The sequence below is a fragment of the Ensifer sp. GW823-FHT05D09 genome (assembly GCF_058795755.1).
This window is the reverse complement of sequence record NZ_JBXAIA010000017.1, coordinates 16,197-33,492: the sequence shown is the minus strand read 5'-3', so window position 1 is coordinate 33,492 and position 17,296 is coordinate 16,197. Positions and strand designations below refer to the sequence as shown.

14 protein-coding genes are annotated in these 17,296 nt (G+C 60.0%); 4 read left to right on the top strand and 10 right to left on the bottom strand.

Features of this window, described 5'->3' with window-relative positions:
• From AC1Q80_RS29675 to hmgA, 3 genes are read right to left on the bottom strand one after another with little or no spacing between them, the layout of a single operon-like run.
• Positions 1-1,017, bottom strand: a complete 1,017-nt coding sequence (locus tag AC1Q80_RS29675; RefSeq protein WP_492362811.1) for a fumarylacetoacetate hydrolase family protein — start codon at positions 1,015-1,017, stop codon at positions 1-3.
• 12 nt (positions 1,018-1,029) lie between these two features.
• On the bottom strand, positions 1,030-1,899 hold the full coding sequence (locus tag AC1Q80_RS29670; RefSeq protein ID WP_492362810.1) for an MBL fold metallo-hydrolase: 870 nt from the start codon (positions 1,897-1,899) through the stop codon (positions 1,030-1,032).
• A complete protein-coding gene (gene hmgA / locus AC1Q80_RS29665; protein WP_209793231.1) occupies positions 1,896-3,263 on the bottom strand; it encodes a homogentisate 1,2-dioxygenase in 1,368 nt (455 codons plus the stop codon). The genes AC1Q80_RS29670 and hmgA overlap by 4 nt, the downstream gene beginning before the upstream one ends.
• Positions 3,264-3,439: 176 nt before the next feature.
• Between hmgA and AC1Q80_RS29660 the strand changes: the two genes are divergently transcribed.
• The gene (locus AC1Q80_RS29660; protein ID WP_492362809.1) at positions 3,440-3,907 is read left to right on the top strand and encodes a MarR family winged helix-turn-helix transcriptional regulator; all 468 of its coding nucleotides are present in this window, start codon (positions 3,440-3,442) and stop codon (positions 3,905-3,907) included.
• Positions 3,908-3,926: 19 nt separating this feature from the next.
• On the opposite strand, the gene AC1Q80_RS29655 is transcribed toward AC1Q80_RS29660, so the two are convergent.
• Positions 3,927-4,406 (bottom strand): Lrp/AsnC family transcriptional regulator, encoded by a 480-nt coding sequence (locus AC1Q80_RS29655; protein WP_173423774.1) that lies wholly within the window; start codon positions 4,404-4,406, stop codon positions 3,927-3,929.
• Positions 4,407-4,556: 150 nt separating this feature from the next.
• Between AC1Q80_RS29655 and hppD the strand changes: the two genes are divergently transcribed.
• On the top strand, positions 4,557-5,669 hold the full coding sequence (gene hppD / locus AC1Q80_RS29650) for a 4-hydroxyphenylpyruvate dioxygenase (RefSeq protein ID WP_209793226.1): 1,113 nt from the start codon (positions 4,557-4,559) through the stop codon (positions 5,667-5,669).
• Between the two features lie 108 nt (positions 5,670-5,777).
• Here the strand turns inward: hppD and AC1Q80_RS29645 are convergent, their stop codons facing one another.
• The 6 genes from AC1Q80_RS29645 to AC1Q80_RS29620 all read right to left on the bottom strand — a co-directional run bounded on the left by AC1Q80_RS29645 (position 5,778) and on the right by AC1Q80_RS29620 (position 12,761).
• On the bottom strand, positions 5,778-6,746 hold the full coding sequence (locus tag AC1Q80_RS29645; protein WP_173423776.1) for a glycoside hydrolase family 26 protein: 969 nt from the start codon (positions 6,744-6,746) through the stop codon (positions 5,778-5,780).
• A gap of 1 nt (position 6,747) precedes the next feature.
• Positions 6,748-7,272 (bottom strand): DUF995 domain-containing protein, encoded by a 525-nt coding sequence (locus tag AC1Q80_RS29640; protein WP_234903156.1) that lies wholly within the window; start codon positions 7,270-7,272, stop codon positions 6,748-6,750.
• A 75-nt stretch (positions 7,273-7,347) separates the two neighbouring features.
• Positions 7,348-9,306, bottom strand: a complete 1,959-nt coding sequence (locus tag AC1Q80_RS29635) for a glycosyltransferase family 2 protein (protein ID WP_492362808.1) — start codon at positions 9,304-9,306, stop codon at positions 7,348-7,350.
• On the bottom strand, positions 9,303-10,286 hold the full coding sequence (gene galE, locus AC1Q80_RS29630; protein ID WP_492362807.1) for a UDP-glucose 4-epimerase GalE: 984 nt from the start codon (positions 10,284-10,286) through the stop codon (positions 9,303-9,305). The genes AC1Q80_RS29635 and galE overlap by 4 nt, the downstream gene beginning before the upstream one ends.
• A 1-nt stretch (position 10,287) precedes the next feature.
• The gene (locus tag AC1Q80_RS29625; protein WP_173423779.1) at positions 10,288-11,328 is read right to left on the bottom strand and encodes a UDP-glucuronic acid decarboxylase family protein; all 1,041 of its coding nucleotides are present in this window, start codon (positions 11,326-11,328) and stop codon (positions 10,288-10,290) included.
• 632 nt (positions 11,329-11,960) lie between these two features.
• Complete coding sequence (locus AC1Q80_RS29620) at positions 11,961-12,761, bottom strand: LuxR family transcriptional regulator (protein WP_077504893.1); 801 nt, start codon at positions 12,759-12,761, stop codon at positions 11,961-11,963.
• Positions 12,762-13,747: 986 nt separating this feature from the next.
• On the opposite strand from AC1Q80_RS29620, the gene AC1Q80_RS29615 reads away from it, so the two are divergent.
• A complete protein-coding gene (locus tag AC1Q80_RS29615) occupies positions 13,748-14,734 on the top strand; it encodes a fibrinogen-binding protein (protein ID WP_209793220.1) in 987 nt (328 codons plus the stop codon).
• Positions 14,735-14,891: 157 nt separating this feature from the next.
• Positions 14,892-17,045 carry a hypothetical protein gene (locus AC1Q80_RS29610; protein ID WP_492362806.1) on the top strand — a complete coding sequence of 718 codons (2,154 nt, stop codon included), beginning with the start codon at positions 14,892-14,894 and terminating at the stop codon, positions 17,043-17,045.
• The last annotated feature ends 251 nt before the right edge of the window (positions 17,046-17,296 follow it).

Sequence of the window (17,296 nt, the reverse complement as noted above, 5' to 3'; positions counted from 1 at the left end):
TCAGGCCTTTTCGTAAGGCCCGACCGACTGTTCGATCGCCCCGAAGATCGAGTGGCCGGCCTTGTCCTTCATCTCGATGCGCACGGTGTCGCCGAACCGCAGGAAATGCGTCTTCGGCGCACCGCCGACGATCGTCTCAATCATGCGCAGTTCGGCAATGCAGGAATAGCCGGCTCCGCCTTCGGAAACCGGCTTTCCGGGACCGCCATTGAGCTTGTTGGAAACAGTGCCCGAACCGATGATCGTGCCTGAAGCAAGCGGCCTCGTCTTCGCGGCATGCGCAATCAGCTGACCGAAATCGAAGGTCATGTCGACGCCAGCATCGGCGCGACCGAACGGCTTGCCGTTGAGGTCGACATGAAGCGGCAGGTGCAGCTTGCCACCGTCCCAGGCATCGCCCAGTTCGTCCGGCGTGACTGCGACCGGCGAGAAGGCCGACGACGGCTTCGACTGGTAGAAACCGAACCCCTTGGCGAGTTCGGCGGGGATCAGGCCACGCAGCGACACGTCGTTGACGAGCATGACCAGGCGGATCGCGGCGCGTGCCTCCTCCAGCGAGGCGCCCATCGGAACATCGTCGACGACGACGGCAATCTCGCCCTCCATGTCGACGCCCCAGCTTTCGTCCGCCATCAGGATGGGATCGCGCGGTGCGATGAAGCTGTCGGAGCCGCCCTGGTAGATCAGCGGGTCGGTCCAGAAGCTCGCCGGCATCTCGGCATTGCGGGCCTTTCGCACCAGCTCCACGTGGTTGACGTAGGCCGAACCATCGGCCCATTGGTAAGCGCGCGGCAGCGGCGAAAGCGCATCGTGTTCGTGGAAGCGGATCGTTGGCTGTGCACCGGTCTCGATGCCTTCGGCCACGCGCTCGAGCCGCGGGCCGGTGTGGGCCCAGTCGTCGAGTGCAGCCTGCAGCGTGCGGGCGATGTGCCCGACTTCCGAGCAGCGGGTGAGATCGCGGGAGACGACCGCGAGTTTTCCATCACGCGAGCCATCCTTGAGTGTCGCCAGTTTCATGCAATCCTCCCTCTACGCAGACGAATCGTCCGCAACTTCCACAACAAGGCCGTCAGACGCGATCGTCAAGGCACCAGCCCAGCTTTTGCGCGTGGCCGCGACCCAATCCGCCTCGCCGATCAAAGCGTCGTCGGCCGGAATGAGATGGTGCAGCACCAGTCGCCCCACGCCGGCGGCCGTGGCGATCATGCCGGCTTCCCCGGCAAAACTGTGGCTCGCGAGCAGGTGTTCCTTCAGCCGCGCACCGTTGCCGGTGCGCGCCACCAGCCGGTCGACGCCCTCCGCCAGCATCGCCTCGTGCACCAGAATGTCGGCACCTGCAGCAAAATCGGCAAGCGGCGGGAAATAAGCCGTGTCGGCGGAAAAGACGACGCTCGCCCCCGCATGGTCGAACCGCAGCGCGAAGCAATCGGTGACCGGCGGATGATCGACGCGCAGCGCCGAAACCCGCAAGCCGCCCTCGACCAAAACGTCGCCTTCGCCAAACTCGACGATGTCGACAAGTTGGCGCAGATCGGGCCGACCCTCGTCGATGATACGGATATCGATGTCGAATTTCATCGCCTGCAGAAAGCCGTGCCAGTAATCGCGCGTTCCCGGCGGGCCGAAGACGCTGACGGCTGTGGCAAGACCGGCGGTCCAGGCGGTGTGGATCAGCGGCCCGAGCTCGAGCACGTGGTCGGAATGCAGATGGGTGATGAACACCAGCTCAAGCGCCTTGAGGTTGACGCCGGCGTCCGTGAGGCCCCGGGTGACGCCAAGGCCGCAGTCGACGACAACCGTGCGGCCGCCGATCTCAAGCAGCGAAGAGGTCGGCCAAGGGCCGCCCGGACGGATTGCCGGGCCACCCTTGCTGCCGAGCAGAACCAACCGTGCCCTCAAGACCAATCGCCTTCCGGCGTGCCGTTGAAGCGCTTTTTGAGGTCTGTCCAGCAGTCGATATAGTTGTCCTGCAACGTCTCCAGTTCGGCGGCGAAGCGGGTCAACTGCTGCGGGAAGCGGGTCTCGAACATGAAGGCCATCGTATGGTCGAGCTTCACCGGTTTCAACTCGCTGTTTGTCGCTTTCTCGAAGCCGGTGGCATCCGGCCCATGCGCCAGCATCATGTTGTGCAGGCTCATGCCGCCGGGCACGAACCCTTCTTCCTTGGCATCGTAGCGGCCATAGATCAGGCCCATGAACTCGCTCATGATGTTGCGGTGGTACCAAGGCGGACGGAAGGAATGTTCGGCCACCAGCCAGCGCGGCGGGAAGATGACGAAGTCGATGTTTGCCGTCCCCTCTTCGCCCGAAGGCGCCGTCAGCACCGTAAAGATCGAGGGATCGGGGTGGTCGAACAGGATCGCCCCAACAGGCGAAAAGGTTCTGAGATCGTATTTGTAGGGTGCGTAGTTGCCGTGCCAGGCGATGACGTCGAGCGGCGAATGACCGATCTCGGTCACGTGGAATTGGCCGCACCACTTCACATGCACGCGGCAGGGCGTTTCCTTTTCTTCGTAAGCTGCAACCGGCGTCTTGAAGTCGCGCGGATTGGCAAGGCAGTTGGCGCCGATCGGACCACGGTCCGGCAGCGTGAACTTGGCACCGTAGTTTTCGCAGAGATACCCGCGCCAGACCTTTTCCTCGCCAAGGCGGGTCACCTTGAACATCGTGCCGCGCGGCACCAGGCAGATTTCCGAGGGCTCGACATCCATCTTGCCCAGTTCGGTGAACACCTGGATGGCGCCGCATTCCGGCACGATCAGAAGCTCGCCATCGGCATTGAAGAAGTAGTCATCGACCATGTCGGCATTGAAGGCATAGGCGTGGGCGGCCATGCCGCCCTGCGTCAGCGCGTCGCCGGCCGTCGTCATCGTGCGGATGCCTTCGAGGAAGTTGAGTTTCTCCGAAGGCTCCGGCAACGGCCCCCAGCGCAGCTGGCCGAGCGCCAACGAATGGTCGGCCACATGCGGCGCGGTCTTCCAGTGCGGGTAATCAATCTTCTGGAAGCGCCCGGTGTGGCGCACGCTCGGGCGAATGCGGTATAGCCAGGAGCGCTCGTTGGTGCCGCGCGGCGCGGTAAAGGGCGAGCCGGAAAGCTGCTCGGCATAGAGACCATAGGCGCATTTCTGCGGACTGTTCTGGCCCTGCGGCAAAGCGCCGGGCAAGCTCTCGGTCTCGAAGTCGTTGCCGAAACCCGGCATGTAATCCAGTGCGTGAGCGGCGGTCGAACCGGCGCCCGCTTGCTTTTGTGCCTTGTCCAACATGGCCTGAACCTCCTCCTCAGGTGCCTGCCCCGTCGGCGATCACAGCTGATCCCGGAAGGCGAAGGCACGTTCAATGCGTTTGGGCGTCACCTGAAGTCCGAGTGGACGGTGGCGCGCTGCGGGCCTATTAGTTGCAATCGTAACTATCGATTTTGTAACTATCAAGGATGCCACGAATGTCGGCCGAAGGCTTCGAGCTCAATGCGTTCCTGCCCTACAGACTGAACCGCGCCGCCGAGTTCGTCGCCGTGCGCTTCGCGGCCGAATACAAGGCACGCTACCAGCTGACGCGTCCGGAGTGGCGCACGCTGGCAGCGCTTGGAAGCGCCGGCAACGCCATGACGGCAACGGATGTTGGCGCCCATTCGGCCATGCACAAGACTAAGGTCAGCCGCGCCGTCTCGGCGCTGGAAGAGCGGCGCTGGCTGAAGCGCAGCGAGGACCAGGACGACCGCCGACTGGAACATCTGGAACTGACCAAAGCCGGCCGGACCGCCTATCGCGAACTGACAGATCTCGCGAGCGCCTATCAGGCGCAACTCAACGATCTGATCGGTGCCGGCGGCCTGAAGGCGCTCAGCACCGGCCTTGCGGCGATCGAGCGGGCGATCGACCAGGTCGAAAAACACCCTTCCCGCCGATGAACCTTATGCCAGACCGGCCTCAGCCCTTCATGCGTTCCGGAATCGGCACGCCCTGGAAGCTCTTGAGGGTTTCAAGCACGATCGATGTCTTGACGTGCTGCACGCTGTCATGCGGCAGAAGCACATCGTTGACGAAGCGCGAGAGCCCGGCAAGGTCGGGTGTCACCACCCGCAGGTGATAGTCCATCTCCCCGGTCAGCGCATAAGCCTCCAGGACCTCCGGCAGGCTCGAGATCAGCTTGCCGAAGCGCTTGGCGTTGTCGCGGTTGTGGGTGGCGAGCGTTACCGAAATCACCACCATGAGGTCGAGCCCGAGCTTCTGCCGGTCGATCTGCGCCTGGTAGCCGGTAATGAACCCCTCGGCTTCCAGGCGCGTGCGGCGTCGCGAGCATTGCGAGGGCGAGAGGGCGATGCGCTCCGATAGCTCGTTGTTGGTGAGATGCCCGTCGCGCTGCAGTTCGCTGAGGATCTTGAGATCGAACCCGTCAAGCTGCTCCATTCATGCATCCTTATACAGCATTTTGCACGTTTCGTGCGGCATCCTGCCCAAAACACGCAAGAATACAAGCATCATGCATCGGATTTGCGTCATACTCCAGCGAAGTTTGGAGGCCAGAGCGATCTGGAGAGCTTGAAGAGGAGACTTCCGATGGGCCCGTTCCCACATGACGCCCCGCCCGCAACGATCACGGCAGAAAACCCGGCCGGCACGGATGGCTTCGAATTCGTCGAATTCGCCCACCCGGAACCGGAGAAGCTCGCCGAGCTCTTCGCCCGCATGGGCTACAGCCCTGTCGCGAGGCATAGAACCAAGAACATCACCGTCTGGCGACAGGGCGACATCAACTACATCCTGAACGCCGAACCGGGCTCCCATGCCATGCGCTTCGTCGACGAGCACGGCCCCTGCGCCCCGTCGATGGCCTGGCGCGTCGTCGATGCCAAGCACGCCTTCGACCACGCGGTTTCCAAGGGTGCCGTCCCCTACTCCGGCACCGACAAGTGTCTCGACGTTCCGGCGATCGTCGGCATCGGCGGATCTCTGCTCTATTTCGTCGAGACATACGGCGCCAAGGGCTCGGCCTATGAGGCCGAATTCGAATGGACCGGAGATCGCAACCCGAAGCCGGAGGGCGTCGGCTTCTATTATCTCGACCACCTGACGCACAACGTCTATCGCGGCAACATGGACAAGTGGTGGGCCTTCTACCGCGAGCTGTTCAACTTCACCCAGATCCATTTCTTCGACATCGACGGCCGCATTACCGGCCTCGTCAGCCGTGCGATCACCTCGCCCTGCGGCAAGATCCGCATCCCGCTGAACGAATCCAAGGATGATACGAGCCAGATCGAGGAATATCTGCGCAAGTACAAGGGCGAAGGCATCCAGCACATCGCCGTTGGCACTGACGGCATCTACGACGCCACCGACAGGCTGGCGGCCAATGACCTGAAGTTCATGCCGGGTCCGCCGGAAACCTACTACGACATGTCACACGAGCGTGTGCACGGCCACGACGAACCGATCGAGCGGATGAAGAAGCACGGCATCCTGATCGACGGCGAAGGCGTGGTGAACGGTGGCATGACCAAGATCCTGCTGCAGATCTTCTCAAAGACGGTCATCGGACCGATCTTCTTCGAGTTCATCCAGCGCAAGGGTGACGAAGGGTTTGGCGAGGGCAATTTCCGCGCCCTGTTCGAATCGATCGAAGCGGACCAGATCCGTCGTGGCGAACTTGGGCCGCAGGCGGCCGAGTAACAAAGAGCAGCGCCTCGGTACTCTTGCAGTGGCGCTTTTCTCACTCTCGTAAAAGCCTCTCGCCCGCTGGCGAGGGGCTTTTTTGGTTCAGGCACTGTCGCGCCGCAATCAGTTGGTTGCGTCGTTGACCACGCGCCAGTTCGGCCGGCCGAGATCGTGCGGCCATTCATGCACGTCCCGATCGTTGAAATAGACAACCTCGACCAGATTGGGGAAGGCCGGATCGGGCTGTGTCGCCGCGTCGATCCACGGCTGCATATAGGGTTTTCCACCCTCCCATCCGAGTTCGGCAACCCAGATTGGCTTGTTGTATTTGGCGACGAGATCGTAGCCGGGCTTCAATGCCTGCTTGAAGGTGTGAGGCCCGCCGTACTCGATCGCGTCGTACGGCTCGAGACCGAACACCGAAAGTCCGACGAGATCGACATAGTCGTCGCCTGGATAGTATTCGCCAAGGTTCGGCAGACCCTTGGGCGACCACATCAGCTGCGCGTTGGGGACGCGCTTGCGCACGATATCCATCGCGTGGCGGTAGGCCTTGACGTAGTCCTGCGGCACCCATCCGGCCCAGGAGAACCGTCCGGATGTGTCTTCCATTTCCTGCCCCCAGCGCACGATAACAGGGCTCTTCAACTCTGCCAGCATGCCAGCGATCGCTTCCATGTTGGCATCGTACTCGCCCGCGAGCGTGCGGTCGCGCAGTTGATTGGGTGTCAGCTTCCAGTCGAGCGACCAGGACCAGGGCTCGATGGTGACCAGGAGTTTGCGCTTGCGCTGAAGCGCGTAGGCGTCGGCCATGCGCAGCGATTCCAGATCCACGTCTTCCCACGGCAGGAACAGATGCTCCGTCGAAACATCGGTCTGGCCGCCGAAATCGCCGTGTGGATCATAGGCCCCGAAACGCGTTCCGCCGGGGTGGATGACGGGGCGCTTGTCGGCCATTGTCTGAGTCTGACCTGCACTGCCATTGGCGGCAAGATCGGCCTTCTCCTGTGCCAACGCGGATACGAGACCTGCGCCGGACCCCAGATGAAGGGCGAGCGCCGTGCAGAGGGCGAATGCCAATTTGCGTTTCATGTCATCCTCCTGTGGGGTTGCGACCGCTCTTCTTGACCTGGAATTGGTCCTTCAGGCGCAACGCCTTTTCCGTGATTGCGTCGGAAGCGACGAGCTTCCTGTATTCGTCGCCGGGCTTCGGCTTGGCATGCTTGAAGACGTACCAATCGCCATTCGGCACGCGCCGCTGGTAGATCGTGTCGCCGATCTTGCTGTGCCCGAAGCAGGTGCGCGCAGGACCGGACCCATCGGCTGCCGTCCACCTTGCCTGCATGCACATCATACCGAGGTCGCTGACATACCAGCTGCCTTCCGCAAACGAGCGCTTGCCCTTGTCATCGACGAAGGCGACGAGCTTCCTGTCATGCGCGGTAAAGCGAGCGCCACCCGTCGGCCATTGCCAGGTCTTGTTCCGGTAGAGGGAATAGACCTCGTAGGCGCTCAAGGGGATCGGCTTGATCTCCATCTTCGCCCTGGCCGGCTGCGCGCCCGTATAGGCCGCAAAGGCTGCGAGAGGCAGCAGAAGCGGCAGAAGCAATACATTCATGGACCGTTTCATAACTTTTTCTCCTCGCTTGAGGGCCGTTTGCGGTGTGATGGGGTGGGCTGAGGCAGGCTGAATTTACAGCGATGCCTGAAGCCGCCCCACCTTGCTGGTAACCCTCGTCTCCGTCACCTCCGGCACGCCGGAGCCTTTCCCCAGCGCGTCAGTTACGGCTGGCGAAAACCCTTTCCATTTCAAATGAAACCGCACGACCCTGAGGTCCGACCCGCCCTGCCCGGCACCGGCGACCGAAAACTTCGCTTCGGTCAGCCCGACGAATCCGAGCCCCTGTGACAGGGCTTCGGTCGCCTCCGCCCCGTGGCGCATGGCTGACTGCCCCGACAGCACCGAGATGATCACGAGGCAGCCGCCGGTCAGTGCCGTCATCGCTGTGCGCGGCACGAGCGCAAGCCGGTTTTCACGCGCATGCCGGATATGGATGGTGGCGGCCAGTCCCGCATAAACAAGGGCATTGATGCCGGTAAAGATGTAGAAGCCGCGCGCCGTCCCGGCATCGGTGACGAGCCAGAGCGCAAGGGCAGAGCCGAGCGAAAGCAGGAGGTAGGGCATCATCACGCGCAATGGCAAAGGTGCTGCCGGCCCCGTGCCCTTGGGCGTGATACGGAAGTCGACGAACGAGCCGCTGATGTGGTCGCGCACGGCCGCCACACAGCCAAGCAGCGACCATGGCCAGCGGGCAAAGAGAAACAGCATGCCTTCCCAGCTGAGCACCCGCGCATCAAAAGGACGGAACGTGCCCGTGGAGCGCCAGAAATAGGCAAGCCCGACCAGAACCAGCGACAGCGGCGCAAAATGCAGCACGAAGTCCGGATAGGTGGCGGCGACGAAGCTGCGGCCCATGACCAGCGCGATGATCGGCATGAGGAACATCAGCGCCATGAACAGGGAAAACAGCGGATACCAGAGCTGCGAAAAGATGAACTGGAATTTCAGCCGCATCGGCAATCGCGGCACATAGACCGGCGAATATTTGAGCAGGATCGTCACCAGGCTGCGCGACCACTGGAATTCCTGGATGACGAGATCCGCAAAGGTTGCTGGCCCATCGCCATGGGCGATCGCCTGCAGCGCATGCACGCCCTTCCAGCCGCCGGCATTCATCAACAACGTGGTCGAATGGTCCTCGGCAAGCTCGGGTCCCAGACCGCCGACCTCTCTCAGCGCCTTGGTGCGCACGGCGTAATGCGAGCCGATGCAAAGCGGCGCCCAGCCGTTGTTGTAGCCGGCTTGCAGCGAGCCGTGCAGGCTCGCCTCGGCGTGAAGGCGGCCGCGTGCTGACCAGCTGCGCTTGGCATTGGCATCGCAGATGCTCGGTGCCGAGACATAACCGACATCAGGATCGCTGAACGGCCGCAAAACCTCGACGAGATAGGTCGGCTCGGGCACGTGATCGGCATCGAACTGGGCGACGAAATCGTAGCGGTCGTAGCCGTAATGGTCATAGAAGTAGGCGAGGTTTCCCTCCTTGCAGCGGGTGCGCCGCGGCCAGGTGGCGCGATGATAGTCTGCCACACCCTTGCGCGTCGAAATGAACACACCCTGCCGCGCGCACCATTCGATTGTCTCGGGCGACGGATCTTCGTCCGCCAGCCACACGTCGTAGTCGCAGCCGATCTGGTCGAGCATCGCCAGCAGCGTCTTTCGAACAACGGCGAAAGGCTCCGACGGCGCCTTGGTCACCACCATGGCGATACGCCCAGGCGGTACGGCCCGGCCGCTCTTCCCCGCCACCTTGGCGCCTGCGAAAATGAAGATGAAATAGGCGGGCAGCAACGTGATCCAGCCGACCACGATCGTAATCATGACGTAGGACGGCCAATGGGTGACATGGGTGGGGTCGAGCCACCAGGCCCAGAAGTACAGGAACGCCGCCCCCCAGGCTGCGATGCCGAAAGCGTTCGCAATCCGCATGCGTTTGGAAAAGAGCGCGACGAGCGGCACCGGCGCATCCCCTGCTGGCGCTGCTACCGACGCGTCGGTCCCGGCGGATTCGACGGATGAGAACCTGCTCGTCATGACCGCACCTCCAGCCCGAAGCCGGGGGCGGCCGTTTTGATGATGGTTTCGATATCGGACAGCTGCGGCCGGAAGCCGAGTGTCTGGCGTGCCCAGGTCGTGTCGGCATAAAGCACCGGCGGATCGCCGGCCCGACGCGCCAGAAGCTGGACCGGAACCCGCCTGCGGGTGACCTGGTGAATGGCGTCGATGACCTGGCGGACGGATGTGCCGCGGCCCGAACCGAGGTTGGCCTTGAGCGGGTCGCCGCCGTTGCGCAGATAATCGACAGCGGCAACATGCGCCTCGGCCAGGTCCACGACGTGAATGTAGTCGCGGATGCAGGTGCCGTCCGGCGTCGCATAGTCATCGCCGAAGACGTCGAGCCTGTCGACACGCCCGGCCGCGGCCATCAATGCCCGCGGGATCAGGTGGGTCTCCGGGTCATGCCGCTCGGTCAGCTGCCCATCAGGGTCGGCGCCTGCAGCATTGAAATAACGCAGGGCGACGGATCGGAACCCGTAGGCCCGGGCATAATCGCCAAGCATCAGCTCGATCATCAGTTTTGTGCGGCCGTAGGGATTGACCGGCAGCTGGACCGTGTCCTCGGTGATCGGCAAACTCGGCGGCACGCCATAGGTCGCGCAGGTGCTGGAAAAGACGATGCAGTTCAGCCCCGCCTGACGGCAGGCCTCGAGCAACGAAACGCTGCCGGCGACATTGTTGCGATAGTATTTTCCGGGATCCTCGACCGATTCCCCGACATAGGCGGAGGCGGCAAAATGGATCAGGCATTCGGGCCTGAAGGTCTGGATCGCCTCGACGATCCGTCCCGTGTCTTCAAGCCCTCCCTCGACCAACGGTCCCCAGCGGACATTGGTGCGATGCCCCGTCGACAGGTTGTCGAAGACAACGGGCAGGATGCCGGCCTCGGCGAGGCGCTTGCACGTATGGCTGCCTATGAAGCCGGCTCCGCCGGTGACAAGAACGACGCGCGACATATCATACCGCCTCTCCCGCCATGGCGAGATCCGATGTGCCCAGGCGGCGATCAAAATAGGCAATGGCGCGGTGAAGGCCTTCGCGGAGCGCGACCTTCGGCTCCCAGCCGAGCTCTGCCATGGCCTGGGAAATATCCGGTCGGCGCTGACGCGGATCGTCGACGGCCGCTGCACGATGGACGATCGACGAGCGCGAGCCGGTCATCGAGAGGACCATCTCGGCAAGTTCGAGAACCGTGAACTCGCCCGGGTTTCCGAGGTTGATCGGACCGATGCACTTGTCGTCCGAGATCGACAGCCGGATGAAGCCCTCGATGAGGTCGTCGACATAACAGAAGGAGCGCGTCTGCTGGCCGTCGCCATAGATCGTCAGATCCTTGCCGAGCAGCGCCTGGACCACGAAATTCGAGATCACACGTCCGTCGTCGGGGCGCATGCGCGGCCCATAGGTGTTGAAGATCCGCGCAACCTTCGTCTTCACCCCATAGGTGCGGTGATAGTCGAAGAACAAGGTTTCCGCCGATCGCTTGCCCTCATCGTAGCAGGCCCGCGGCCCGATGGGGTTGACGTTGCCGAAGTAGCTTTCGCGCTGCGGGCTGTGCAGCGGATCACCGTAGACCTCCGAGGTGGAGGACTGCACGACCGTGGCGCCGGTGGCCCGAGCGTTCTCCAGAACGTTCATGGCGCCGAGCACGTTGGTCATCAACGTTCCCACAGGGTCGGCCTGGTAATCCGGCGGCGACGCCGGCGAAGCGAAGTTGAAGATGACGTCGACATCGAAAAGGAAGGGCTTGCGAACGTCGTGTTCCACAATGTGGAAGCGGCTGATCTCGCTAAGGTGGGAAAGGTTCTCCCGACGCCCGGTCGAGAAATTGTCGAGGCAGACAACGCTGTGCCCCAGGGAAAGAAGTCTTTCGCAAAGATGTGACCCGAGAAATCCACCGCCTCCGGTCACCAGTATTCGTTTGGGTATGCCTGCAACTTTCTTGAGAAAATCCTGTCTGCCGACGACCGACAGCTCACCGCGACCGACCTTACGCATTACACACCTCCAATTATTATACACACCATTGCATCTGGTGATTGGAGACGAGCCATGAATGAAAGCTACAATAAGGAAATTATCTTTATCAAGAATTCAAAACACAACCCGACACAATAAACTTAAAATAAGAAGAACCACGAATTCTTCCACCGAAATCACTATATAAGATGATTAGCAAATCATTAATCAATCGTCAATGCGGATACAAAATAATAAATGAAAGGTACCTAATAATATCAAGTTATAATAGTTATAGCTGAATCAACAGGACACAACTATACATATGAGTAATCGTGGCTATAGCCACTAATTTAAAATTTATAGTTAACTTCACCAGAGCAACCTGGTTGGACATGCGGCTGCAGAAAGGCAAATTCCTCCTGCGACGAAATCCTGCATCAGCGCTTTTAACTGTCCATACATCCACTGCCTTTCGGCACTCGACATCCGCAGCATCGCGGCCTTGTTTGCGGACACGACAACACCTGCCGCGCCCGCCCGGATCGGCACAGCAAAATTGAAAACGACACGAGAGCATTCGAGGCAAACATACGAACCGAGTCCACCAGCGCCCACATTCGCCGAGAGACGAAGAGCGGCAAAAGCCTCAGTTCCGATGCCTTACGGCGTCAGTTTTTCCAGCGCGAAGAAAACGGTCCTGCCGCGTGTTCGGAATCCGCGTCGGTGGTGAAATAGCGCGATGCCGCTTCGGTGCGGTTGCGCACGTTCATCTTCTTGTAGATGTTGCGGACGTGGACCTTCACGGTGTTTTCCGACAATCCAAGACGATCGGCGATGATCTTGTTCTGGGTCCCCATGCAGATCAGATCGAGGATCTGCACTTCGCGCGTCGTCAACCCACCCAGACTGGCTTCCCGGCGCCGCTTTGCGGCATTGGCATAGACTGCCGCATCGGACACTTCCGCCTGCCGGCCATAATGCTTGGTCGAGGCAAAGGGGTCCACCGACAGCCGTCGCAACAGCGCCGCGGGGAAATGTTCGCCCCCCTTCATCAACAGATCGATCGCCGCGAGGCAGACATCGAGGTGCAGATTGAGAGGAAGAACGCCATGGATCAGCCGCTCTTCGACGAAGCCGGCGATCGACGGATCGAGCTCTTCGGCATTATCTACCACCAACCCGATCGAGGCCTTGGGATGGAACTCGTGGATGGTCCGCAGAATGGTCGGAAACGTTTTGGGGGACATGCGGTAAAGCATGATCAGACTTACATCGACGAGATTGCCGTCGAGCAAATTGTCGGGGTCGGAAAGACTGACGACGTCATGGCCAGGAAACCGCGAGCCGACCGCCTGCATGAGGCACTCGGCGAACAGGTCGATCTTGGCAAGCATGACAATCTTTTTCTTTTGCGACAAAGCTTTGTTGTTATCTTCAAAATCGCCCACGTTGGAGCCTTCAGGATGCATTACGCCCTCCTTGGGTTTTCCCATTTATTTTTATGGGTGCGCCAGCCTGACTCGGAGTTACGCCCATCTCAGCAAATTTATTCATAACCAGTGAAATAATGCGAACTCACCCCACAGACGGAAAATTCGCACTAGCTAATGTATCGTAAAGAGAAGAGGGGTGGAACAACCCAAAAGGATTAGAAGCCCTCCGGAATCGACCTTAAATCGTTCTAAATCGAACCATCTTTGGGTCATTCCTTAATCAAATGTATAGCATAGGCATATTCGAACGGCTGAAGCGGCCCTAACCCCAGGCTAATCAGCCTTTCCATCTGTTGCATTTCCTTCGGCGGCCCAAGCCCGGACACCCTCTCCAGGGCCGCGACAGGCGCCAGAAATAGTGCTCCGCCAGACGCGGCCTCCAGAGAATACCTAGTAATACTTCCTAATAGCTATCCTCGGCGAGGAGGATCCCACTTCACGTGGTGCCTGGCAAGACCTCACTCCACTCTGGGGCGCACTCGTCGGGTCAGCGCCAGCACCTCTTAAACGTACAAATTCATAAATCTTAACAAACCCTTATGATGCGGAAAATCCAGAAAAACCGCACGATATTCGCCCAGAAAAGGGCCTAATAGCTCCAATTGATGTCTATCGCCTCACCGCATTCGGAGCGAAACTCCTGAAGTCGCACTTGAGTTTCGTGCGATCCGAGCCAGGGAAATGTGTGTGCGTTCTGGTTCGCGGACCGTGTGAATGCGTAAGCGTAATAACGTGTAAACCAGTATTAAAAACAACGACATTATCACACGTAATGATTGAGTGCGGTAATTAAACCGCCAAAAAGATATATTTAAAATAACACTGAAATATATCGAAACCCGACAGATGAATATCCCGCGGGAGCATCATCTGAACTTCAAAAAAAAGAGCCAGCCCCGGATAAAAACCCCATAAAAGATGTAGGGGTTTCGGTGCTGGCTCCTTCTCAGGAGGAGAACCACATGTCCGCACTGCTCGACGATAGCATCAAGGCCGATGATGATCTGAAAGTCGGCGCTCTCGCCGATGGACTGGCAACCAGTGCCGCCAATGATCTGAACGTTGACGACGGCTCAACGAGCAACGTTGGCATCGCCAACGGCAATGACCGCAACAATTACAGCGATAGTTCGCAGGACAACGACACCCATATCAAGACGGACATCGATACCGACATCAAGACCGAAGCCAACGAAAACGGCGACAACCGCAACAATTACACCGACAGCTCGACCGACTACGATTACGACTACGATTACAAGGACAACAGCAAGGTCGAGACCGACATCGACCAGAAGAACAATGGCGATAACCGCGACAATTCCTACGAGTGGGATTACGACAGCAAGGTTACCACCAAGACCGACATCGATACCGACATCAAGACCGAAGCCAACGAAAACGGCGACAACCGCAACAACTACTCGTCCTCCGACAACGACATCATCACCAAATCGGACGACGACTTTGCGACGCTCAAGGACGTCAAGGACTTCGACAACCTCGGCATCGCCGGTGGCGATCTCACCTTCAATCTCGGTGACGACTTCTCGTTCAACCTGAACGTCGACAACATCCTGAACAACTCGCTGGAAGGCGCCGGCAACAATACCGGCTTCAGCGTGGTTCAGGCCAACAATCTTGCCGATCAGGATCAGGCCTACGACTTCAAGATGAACAACGCCGACGCCAACAACGACTTGCGCGCAGATGGCGGGCATTCGGATGGCGGCGATGGTCTGAACTTCGACACCAAGTCGGATTGGGATCTCAAGGCCGGCGACGGTATCAACGGGAGCACGACGTCGGACTCGTCTGCGATCCTGGCAAATTCCGGCTTTCATCAGGAAATCGTCCAGGGCGCGAACCTCGTCAGCAACTCTGTCGACTCCAGCGTCATTGGCGGCAACTCGCATACCACCGATGTCGGACACGACACCGACGGCTGATCGATCCATTTCACAAAAGAAGACTGCACCGGCCCTCCGTGGCCGGTGCAGTCGCGGAAACTTGATTTCGGATCGGTTCGTATCTTTTACCGGGGCATGCCTGTCTAAGCCCGCCGAAGTCTCCCTTTGATGCGGAAAAAAGGGAAGGATCGGGACGATGCATACGGAAAAAGTCAATGAAGTCATCGCCCACTTTATCGGTATGTTCGAGGCGGATACCGATGAAGCACGGCTGAGACAAAAGCAGCTTGACGGCGGTGATCTCAAAGAGGGCATCCAGCAGCTCGACGAGGGCGAAGCAAGGACGACCGACTTCACCTCGCCGTTCCAGTTGATCGATTACGATCCTGAAGTGCCCTACCGGGCACCCTCCGACGACATTGCCGAAGTGGATCTCTTCGGGCGCATTCGGGGCTTCGGCGATCATTTTGCCGATGCGGTCGCCCTTTCAGCCAACGTCGTTCCCGGAAAGGTGTTCGGCAACTTCGGCCAACCGGACGACGCCCCCATCGAAGACAAGCTGGTCGTCCACGACGGACCCGGCTCGGTCATCGCCCATGTCGTGCAGGCGAACATGGTGCGCGACGACGATGTTCTGAACACGACCGACACGACGGAGGCTGGCCGCGACACGACCTACGTCACCTACAAGCTCGCCGAATTCAGCGAGCAGGCCACGGATGCCACGCCCTTCGCGAACTATACCCGCGTCGACACCTATGAGGGCCTTTCGAAAATCGCCGACGATGTGTCGAGCTATGCCGCGGCAAACCGGCCACCGGAGCCGCCGGCATCAGGCAGCGACCCGGAAGCCAGCGCCGATCCCGGTGCGACCGTTGCGCTCGCGGACCAACCCAACGACGCCGATCCGCTCGACGATACGATCACGCTTCCCGTAACGGTGTCTCCCGACACGTTGCCGCTGGACAACAATGGCAACTTCACCTTGGCCGCCGACAGCATCGAGGGTGTTTACGTCAACGGCTTGCGCGTCGACGAAGCGCCCGTTCTTGCCGACTTCATGCCTGATCGTGGGCTGGCGCAGCCGGTTGCCGATCCCGAAGGGGCGGATGGCCCGCTCCAGGAAGAGGGCAAGAGCGGCAACTCCGTTTACGTCGAAGCCGGTGCTAACATCGTCGCCAACATCGTCAGCATCGTCGAGACCGGTATCATCGCCCCGGTAACCGCGGTGATGGGGGGCTACCACCAGATCGACGTGATCTCCCAATCCTTTGTCTATGCCGACAACGACAAGCTGGACAAGGTTCTGCGCGACAACTCGGCCGAATCCGCCTCGCGCACAGTCGCGATGAACATCGCCAATTTCGGCCGTGAGTCCTATCATTCCGGGTCATCCGACCACGACGATGATGCCGCGCAGTCCTCGATCTTTCCGAATTCCTGGCGCGTCAGCATGGTCGATGGCGACGTGTCCTTCGTGCATTGGGTTGAGCAATACAACTTCCTCAACGACAACGACACGGTGACCGTTACCACCAGCGGCGTCCAGACGACGGCCCTGACCGGCGGCAACGTGGTGGTGAACCTCGCATCCTTCCTCGGTGTCGGCGATCAATATGACCTGGTGATCGTCGGCGGCAGGATCCTGGACATGAACATGATCACCCAGGTCGCCGTGTTCTACGACAACGACCACGTCAAGGGCATCACAGCCGGCAACGGCATGACCGTCGACCAGAGCGGAAACCTGATCTGGAACCAGGCGTCGATCCAGAACATCGGTGCAAACGATCGCTTCGAGGCGATGCCCGACTACATCCAGAAAGCGGTCGACAACATCAACGATCGCGTCAACGAGCTGCCTTCCGGCTTCTCGCAGGACTTCAATTTCCAGGGCTATGAAGGCCTGAACGTTCTCTACATCACCGGCAATCTCTATGACGTCAACGTCATCAAGCAGATCAGCGTTCTCGGCGACGCCGACTCGGTCAGCTATATCGCCAACAAGATCCTGGACAACAACCCGGGCGCCGACGTCACGATCCACACCGGCGGCAACACGATCGTCAACACCGCTCAGATCATCGATTACGACAGCTTCGGTCACACGACCTATGTCGGCGGACAAGTCTATTCCGATGCCATCCTGATCCAGGCCGGCATCGTCGATAACGACAGCTGCTCATCGGACGTGACGCCCAAGGGCGACCGACTTGCCAATGAAGTCATCGCCTTCATCGGCGACGACGACACGCCATCGCATCAAACCGACACGGTCATCGACGCCGGCCATGACATGTCCTGGTCCAACGGCCAATGGAACGACGTCATGCACACGGTGCTGACCTGACAAGAAAATGACGGGGAGAAGGCATGAACGATCTTTCGAAATGGCGTGGCGGTGCGGGCAGAACGCCGGTACAGAGTGAGCCGGTTCTGGAAGCGGTCGACGAGCTTGAAGCTGCATTGACCGACAAATGCATCGCCGCGATCAACGAGGCCGTTGAGGGCCTGCGGAAAGTCGGGCTCGATATCCGCATGACGCGGGACGACGACGCACCGAAACAGGAAGCCGTTTCCGAGCCCGCGAAACGCACCGAA